Origin of the sequence: Mucilaginibacter sp. (genome assembly GCF_036568825.1) — a bacterium.
In the GTDB taxonomy this organism is placed as follows: Bacteria; Bacteroidota; Bacteroidia; order Sphingobacteriales; family Sphingobacteriaceae; genus Mucilaginibacter.
The window spans coordinates 46,407-54,679 of record NZ_DATCRU010000047.1 but is presented as its reverse complement, the minus strand read 5'-3'; the positions used below and the strand labels follow the sequence as shown (position 1 = coordinate 54,679).

General features: G+C 41.2%; 6 protein-coding genes and 1 tRNA gene. 2 read left to right on the top strand and 5 right to left on the bottom strand.

What is annotated here, in order from left to right; all coding sequences use genetic code 11:
• From VIM89_RS09645 to VIM89_RS09625, 5 genes are all read right to left on the bottom strand, one after another.
• The coding region (locus VIM89_RS09645) for an AAA family ATPase (RefSeq protein ID WP_488155948.1) at positions 1 to 449 on the bottom strand (449 nt) is incomplete at its 3' end.
• 138 nt (positions 450 to 587) lie between these two features.
• Complete coding sequence (locus tag VIM89_RS09640; protein WP_488155947.1) at positions 588 to 1,319, bottom strand: polyprenol monophosphomannose synthase; 732 nt, start codon at positions 1,317 to 1,319, stop codon at positions 588 to 590.
• Between the two features lie 79 nt (positions 1,320 to 1,398).
• The gene (locus VIM89_RS09635; protein ID WP_488155946.1) at positions 1,399 to 2,898 is read right to left on the bottom strand and encodes a POT family MFS transporter; all 1,500 of its coding nucleotides are present in this window, start codon (positions 2,896 to 2,898) and stop codon (positions 1,399 to 1,401) included.
• A gap of 210 nt (positions 2,899 to 3,108) precedes the next feature.
• Positions 3,109 to 4,029, bottom strand: coding sequence for a hypothetical protein (locus VIM89_RS09630; RefSeq protein ID WP_488155945.1), 921 nt, complete (start codon positions 4,027 to 4,029; stop codon positions 3,109 to 3,111).
• A gap of 8 nt (positions 4,030 to 4,037) precedes the next feature.
• Positions 4,038 to 5,216 (bottom strand): acetyl-CoA C-acyltransferase, encoded by a 1,179-nt coding sequence (locus VIM89_RS09625; RefSeq protein WP_488155944.1) that lies wholly within the window; start codon positions 5,214 to 5,216, stop codon positions 4,038 to 4,040.
• 234 nt (positions 5,217 to 5,450) lie between these two features.
• On the opposite strand from VIM89_RS09625, the gene VIM89_RS09620 reads away from it, so the two are divergent.
• The gene (locus VIM89_RS09620) at positions 5,451 to 7,517 is read left to right on the top strand and encodes an HD family phosphohydrolase (protein WP_488155943.1); all 2,067 of its coding nucleotides are present in this window, start codon (positions 5,451 to 5,453) and stop codon (positions 7,515 to 7,517) included.
• A 212-nt stretch (positions 7,518 to 7,729) separates the two neighbouring features.
• Positions 7,730 to 7,816 (top strand) — tRNA-Ser (locus VIM89_RS09615).
• Positions 7,817 to 8,273: the final 457 nt, after the last annotated feature.

Sequence of the window (8,273 nt, the reverse complement as noted above, 5' to 3'; positions counted from 1 at the left end):
ATCTGTACCGAACGTGCGTTGGGGCCGCTTTCGAGCATGATATCGATCTTGAAATCTTCCATCGCCGAATACAGGTATTCCTCAACCAGCGGGCTAAGGCGGTGTATTTCGTCAATAAACAGAATATCGCCTGTTTCGAGGTTGGTGAGCAGGCCGGCAAGGTCTCCGGGTTTATCCAGTACCGGGCCGGAGGTGATTTTTATTCCTACGCCCATCTCGTTTGCGATGATGTGCGAAAGGGTAGTCTTGCCCAATCCCGGTGGGCCGTGCAGCAGCACATGGTCAAGCGCCTCGCCGCGCTGGCGGGCAGCCTGAACAAATACTTTTAAGTTGGTTAAAATTTTATGCTGACCGGTAAAATCCTCAAAAGCCTGCGGACGCAACACTTTTTCAATATCCCTTTCGGCAGGAGAGAGGCGTTCGCGTTCCGGATCAAGATGCTCATTCATTGCCGCTAAGTTAGTGAATAGTTATCAGTGATCGGTTAATCGGTTATCGGTTAATCAGTGACCAGTTAATCAGTTATCGGGATGATTCTTGTTCTTTGCATGCAATTCCTGATTAACTGATAACTGGTTAACTAATCACTATCCCTCCGGATACTTCCTGAAAATACTATTGATCTTCATCTGGATCACGCCAAATATCGCTTCGCGGAATATTTTAGTGGACATTTTAGAGGTGCCTTCTGTACGGTCGGTAAAGATGATGGGGACTTCTACGACTTTGAAACCGTGCTTGATGGCGGTATATTTCATTTCGATCTGGAAAGCGTAGCCGACGAATTTGATCTTATTCAATTGTACTGTTTCCAACACCTTACGTTTGTAGCACATAAAGCCTGCGGTAGAATCCTGTATGTTGATACCTGTAATGAACCGAACATATACTGATGCGAAATAGCTCATCAACACACGGCTCATCGGCCAGTTAACTACATTGACTCCTTTAATATATCGTGAACCAATAGAAGCGTCTGCTCCATCGATACAAGCCTGGCGCAAACGCAGCAGATCATCGGGATTATGTGAAAAATCGGCATCCATCTCGAAGATGAAATCGTACTGATTTGCGATAGACCACTTAAAGCCATGAATATAAGCTGTGCCTAAGCCTTGTTTGCCTGCCCGTTCTTCAATAAACAGGCGTTCAGGGTATTCTTTTTGTAGTTGTTTGACGATCAGAGGGGTGCCATCGGGCGAACCATCGTCGATGATTAGAACATGGAAATCGTGAGGCAAAGAAAATACCTTGCGGATGATCCGCTCGATATTTTCTATTTCGTTATAGGTTGGTATAATAACAATGCTATCAGGCACAGTCGGATGTTAAGTTATAAGCAGGCAAAGGTAATTATTAATTGCTTAAAAATCGTGACCAAGGAATCATTCCCAAATCTTACAAATTGTTAGTATCGGCAATTACCTGGTTTTTATCATCTGGTTCAGGATTCTCAATATAATTATGTTCTTTAATGTGTGGTGAAACAATAAGGAATACAACCACAAAAGCCATGATCATTGCCACATCAAAATACCAGTAATAATTTGCACCAACCAGATGTTTTGCCAAAATGCCGCCATCAGCAATATTGCCGTTCACCATAGCGGTCACCAAATTGCCTGCAGCAACTACTAACAGCCATACTGCAGTCATGGTGCTTTTCATTGTTTTAGGTGAGTGGGTGTAGGCGTATTCCAATCCGGTAATAGACACCAATACTTCGGCAGCTGATAAGATCACATAAGCAAATACCTGCCACCAGATAGTCGGATGTCCGCCATTATCAATACTGGTTTGAGCAATTGCAATAATGACAAATGATAAAGCCGTCAATATAAGGCCAACGCCAAGGCGACGAAGAGGCGTAGTTTTAAGTCCGATCTTGTCAAACCAGGGATAAACCACATAGTTGAACAACGGAATGAATATCAACAGGAAAACGGGGTTAAAAGTCTGCACCTGTCCTGCGAGTATCTCAAATTTAAAGAATCCAAGATTGATGGTGCGGTCCATTTTAGCGGCCTGCAACACCCATTCAGAAAGGTTTTGATCCCATACGATCCAAAATGCCAGTGCAAAGAAAAATACGGTCATTACACGGTATACAGCTTTAATGCCTTCTACTTTTTCAGGGTCGAATTTGCCTTTTGCGACATCAAGCCATGATTGCCCTTTCTGTTTTCTGCTAATGTTGCCTAATGCATAAGCCGAAATGAATACAAAATTATTTTTGTTGACGCCAGCAGGAGGAACTTTTACATACATTTTGCGGCCTGAGTAGAAGATAATTGTAGCTAAGGCCATCAAAATCCCTGGTATGCCAAACGCAATACGCGGACCATAATGTGCATACAACCATGGTATAAGCACAGTGGACACCATTGAGCCAGCATTTATACTGAAATAGAACCAGCCATAAACTTTTGATAACAAGTCCTGATTTGATTTATCGAACTGGTCGCCCACATTGGCAGAAACGCACGACTTGATACCGCCGGCACCGATGGCGATCAACACCAATCCGGTAGAAAACAGGCTTACATTAGTTGTAAATGAAGAAGTAAACACGTTACCTAAGCAGTATATCATGGATATCCATAATATTACCCGGTATTTACCCAGGAACCAGTCGGCCAGTATACCACCGACTAATGGCATGAAATAGGATAATGTTACAAACAGGTGGGTACTTTCATTTGCCCTTGCTTCGGCTACGGTGGTTAAAGCAGCATTACCTGTCGGGTTATAAAATTGAGCCACTAAGAAGGTGGCGAGTATGGAACGCAGGCCATAATAACTGAAGCGTTCTGCAGCTTCGTTGCCTATAATAAAAGGCACACTTTTAGGAAATCTCGATTTTTTAGCTACAGGAGCTTCTGCCAGATTTTGAGTCATGTTAAATTATTGAAAATTGGGCTAAAATAGTATAATTCCGGCAAATCAAAATTTTATATCGGAACTATTACAGTGAAGATAGTGAAAATTTGGTTGATTAACAATTAGTTGTGCTGGTTGTATTGGTTAGAGATTTTAGAGATTGGTTGTATTGGTTTTTTTAACCCCTACAACCATTACAACTACTACAACCACTTTAACCAATCATAACTAATTATTAGGCGCTGCTGTAGAGCGATCAATTTCCGCTTGTTTTTTGGGGTCGATATAGTCATTGTCCTGATTGCTTGGAGCATTCCTCATGTCGATATTGTCCATATATATCCAGTGCCCGTCTTTAAAACGATAGCCGTTATAACTTAAATCAGGGCCATACAATTCAAATTTTCCAACTTGTTTTTTATCAGGTGGTGCCAAATTATCAAATACGATAAGGTGTTGATTTTCATCATACTTTAATAGCATAGAGGTTTGCCTTGCATACTCAAATACCACTCTTTTACGTGTTTTACCATTGCCTATAAATACAGGCATACCAAATACAGGTTTGCCTTCATGATTAAATGAAAGCACCTCGATTACCTTTTTGGTAGTTTTTACCGTGTTGCCTTTCCATCCTAATAATACATAGTAAGGATTTGGTCCTGAAAACACCGGGATAATTTTGTAGTACTGCGCCCCAAACCATTGGATGTTATTGGTTACAGTATCTTCCGCATTTTTAATGTAAGGGGAATAATCTGTCAGCGGATACATCTTCAGGTTCTCGCCGGTGTTCATTTGTATGGTACCATAAAAACGATAACTGCCATCATCAAAAGCCACATGCCAGGAAATGATACGGTAGCGACTATCTGGTGAATTTACTATGGTCACTGCTTTTACAGAATCAAAAGGGAAATTAAAAGAGTGGGGGATTTTAAGCGCCTGAACCAGGGTCTGTATAAACTCGGCATTAGAGTTCAGGCGCTCCATCTCCGTATCATCATTGATCACCTTCTTACCCAATTGGTTCAGTCTATCTTGCAACGCCATTAATTGTTTGACGTTACCACTGTCGTCAGAATGCTGCGCAAAAACACATAGCGGCATAAGCGCCGCTATTAAACAAACTATCAGTATTTTCTTCATTATTTTTATTAACGCAAATTTTCTATAACCATTGCACTGGCGCCACCGCCGCCGTTACAAATTCCGGCTGCACCAAATTTACCGCCGTTTTGTTGCAATACGTGCAATAAAGTTACAATAATTCGCGCACCCGAGGCACCCAGCGGGTGACCAATTGAAACTGCGCCGCCATTTACATTCACTTTAGCAGGATCAAGTTTTAATTTCTGGTTATTGGCTATGGACACAACGGAGAAAGCCTCATTGATCTCGAAATAATCTATCTGATCAGAAGATAGGCCTGCCCGATGCAATGCTAATGGAATAGCTTTAGATGGCGCGGTAGTAAACCATTCAGGAGCTTGTTGCGCATCCGCATAAGAGATAATTCGTGCTAAAGGTTTGATGCCTAATTCATCAGCTTTCTCTTTACTCATCAATACTACGGCTGCTGCACCATCATTTAAGGTTGATGCATTGGCTGCGGTTACGGTACCCTCTTTTTTGAAAACAGGTTTAAGGGTAGGTATTTTATCAAACTTTACAGTTGCAGGTTCTTCATCAATTGCAAATAAAGTAACCTCACCTTTTTTATCTTTTACTTCGACAGGGGTGATCTCATCCTTAAATTTACCCTCGGCCTGTGCTTTTTGTGCCCTTTTGTACGATTCGATAGCAAAAGCATCCTGGTCTTCACGGCTTATTTTGCATTCTTCAGCACATAACTCCGCTGCCGAGCCCATATGATAATCATTGTATACATCCCAAAGGCCGTCTTTTACCAAGCCATCGATTATCTGACCATTCCCTAAACGGTAGCCATTACGCGCTTTGTCGAGATAGTAGGGTACATTGCTCATACTTTCCATACCACCTGCAACCACAATATCATTCTGACCCAATTGTATACTTTGCGCAGCCAGCATAATGGCCTTCATGCCTGATGCGCATACTTTGTTCACGGTTGTAGCAGGTAAATAAGGGAGTCCGGCAAATATGGTTGCTTGAGTAGCAGGTGCCTGGCCAATGTTGGCCGACATTACGTTACCCATGTAAACTTCCTGTATTTGATCTGGTTTTAAGCCTGCTTTTTCAACTGCCGATTTAATAACTGTTGCGCCAAGCTGAGTAGCTGATAATGCCGATAAAGCACCGCCAAAACTGCCAATAGCGGTACGGGTAGCCGATATGATATATACTTCTTTCATAGATTGTTCCTGAATTGGTGGACGCAAAGTTAGGCTTTTTACCTGAAGGAAATGCTATGCATGCATAATGTTTTGGTTGGGTGGTTAAGTAGTTGATTGAGTTAAGTGGTTGATTAAAGTTAAGTTGTTCGATCAATTCAATCAACTATTACAACCAATACAACTTCTACAACTACTTCAACCATTACCAACCAATCAACCAAAAAACGTATTTTTGAACGGTTAATTCATTCAATGGCTAAACTATCGAATACCCGCCAGAAGGCGTTCCTGCGCAAATACTCGGATAATGTAAAGTATTTGATGATGGCCGCCAGTATTTGCCTTATTGTTTTTACCCTCCCAAAGCAGGCCAAATTCAGGTATGAATATGACCGAGGCCGCATCTGGACACAAAAGGACCTGATTTCTCCTTATAATTTTGCCATCCTTAAAACACAGCAGGAAATTGAGAATGACCAGCGTGCAGCATTACACAGCATAACCCCGATTTACCAATATGATGGCGATCTGGAACAGGCGCAACTAGACGGCTTCAAAAATGACCTCGAAATAAAATGGCATGATTCGGGTATTAATGATAAAAAGAAGCAAACTTATTTAAACCTTGGCGGAGATATCCTGAAAGAGATATATGATAAAGGAATTTTAAGCCTGAACCCGAAATATCAGCAAACTCAACAGAATTACCCGATAACGATACTGAACAAAAACGTTGCTACAGATAAAAATACTGCCGACCTGTACACCAAAGAAAAAGCTCTGGCTTATTGTGATCAGCAATTGAGCAGGCGTAAGGATATTGATAAAACTTTTTTACTCGATCTGATACAGGATCGCTTACAAAACAACCTCAAATATGATGATAAACTTACTGCACGACTTGAAAAAGAAGCCCTCGAAGGACTTTCTCAGACGCGCGGTATGGTGCAAAAGGGGGAGGTGATTGTAGGCAAAGGATCGGTGATCAATGATGTTATCTATCAAAAGCTGGAATCATTTAAAAAAGCGTTTGAGGATAATGCACGTGTGAATGGGGATCGCCGCTTGGTACTATTGGGCCAATTTCTGTTGGTGTCGATCGTTATTTGTTTGCTGGTAGTGTTCCTATATTTGTTCCGCCGTGATATTTATGAAGATAACCGTTTGGTATGCCTGATCTTATTGGTTGTTACAGCGATGCTTGCTTCTCTGTCCTTGGCTATAAGGCTGCAATTACCTAACCTGTATTACATCCCTTATTGTATTGTACCTATCATCATCAGGATATTGTTTGATACACGTTTGGCACTCAATATACATATCCTGGTAATTCTGGTAGCAGGTTTCTTTGTGCCCAACAGCTTCGAGTTTGCCTATTTCGAGATCACAGCAGGTATGGTATCGATCTATAGCATCAAAAACCTGATACGCCGCGAGCAATTCCTGATTTCGGCAGTGATCATCACTTTTGGCTATTTCCTGGCATTTTTGGGCATATCATTTATTCGCGAAGGTAGTTTCAGCACCATCGACTGGACAGATTTTGTACCATTTGTTGTGAGCGTTTTACTTACATTGTTAGCTTATCCATTAATTTACGCCTTTGAAAAGGTATTCGCTATTACATCCGATATTACACTGATCGAACTGACCAATACGAATGCACCGTTATTACGCGAGCTTGCTTTCACAGCTCCGGGAACATTCCAGCATTCGCTACAAGTAGCCAACCTGGCTGAGAACGCGATTTTCTCTATAGGCGGTAACGCATTGCTGGTTAGGGCAGGAGCATTATATCATGATATTGGCAAGATCGAAAACCCATTGTACTTTATTGAGAACCAGAGCCCGGGTTTTAATCCGCATGATAAATTATCTTACGAAGAGAGTGCGCAGATCATCATTCGCCACGTAAGTAAGGGAATTGAGATGGCACGAAAAGCCAACCTGCCAGAAATTGTCATTGACTTCATCCGCACGCACCACGGTAATACGCGGGTCGACTATTTTTACCAGTCGTTTTTGAAAAACTTCCCTGAAAAGTTCGTTAATGAAAATATTTTCCGCTACCCGGGACCAATTCCCTATTCAAAAGAAACCGGTGTTTTGATGCTGGCCGATTCGGTTGAAGCCGCCTCACGTTCCTTGCGTGAACCAGACGAAAAATCGATCAGCGACCTGGTTGACCGTATTGTAAAATATAAACTGAACCAGGATCAGCTGAAAGACAGTAATATCACCTTAAAAGATATTGAGACTATCAAGACTATCTTCAAGCGGATGCTGGGCAGTATTTACCACGTTCGTATGGATTATTAGTGTGTTAGTTAAGTAGTTGATTGAATTGATTGGTTGATTAAGTTAAACTATTAATCAGCAAATTAATTTATTTTGATTAACACAAGTTATTATAACTCAGTCAACTTAATCCAACTCAATCAACTTATTCAACTATTACCGAAAATATTTTTTGCCGATTTAGACGAATCGCTATATTTGCAGTCCCAAAAACGGGGATTTCTTGTTTAAAAGGTGAGGTGCCTGAGAGGCCGAAAGGATCAGTTTGCTAAACTGACGTACGGGAAACTGTACCGAGGGTTCGAATCCCTCCCTCACCGCCGAAGAGTTTTTAACCCTGTAGATCGTTGATTTACAGGGTTTTTAGTTTGGTGTTTTTACGCCCTCATTTCACTCGAACCTGAAACTAGCATTGTTTATAATTCATTGGTAATCAGTTTTTTATAAAATAGACCTGCTTTTTCATTTCAGAAATTACTCAAAATATGTGCGTAGTTGGAAAAAAAGTAGTGAGTAATTCATTGAGTTTTTTTCCGAAAAATGACTCACAGGAAATAATGTAGTAAATTGATTTACAGCATGTTTTATCGGATGACATTCTTTTACAGAATAAGCAGGTAAAGCTATGGTATTAATTATTGCAGGAACTTAAAAGCCGATCCATCGACCAGTCATATCCCTGTAGTTTTGGTGTCTGCAATGAACGCATTAAGTGAACTTTCTCAGTACGCATGTGCCGATGCCTATATCGCAAAACCGTTTGATTTGAATGATTTT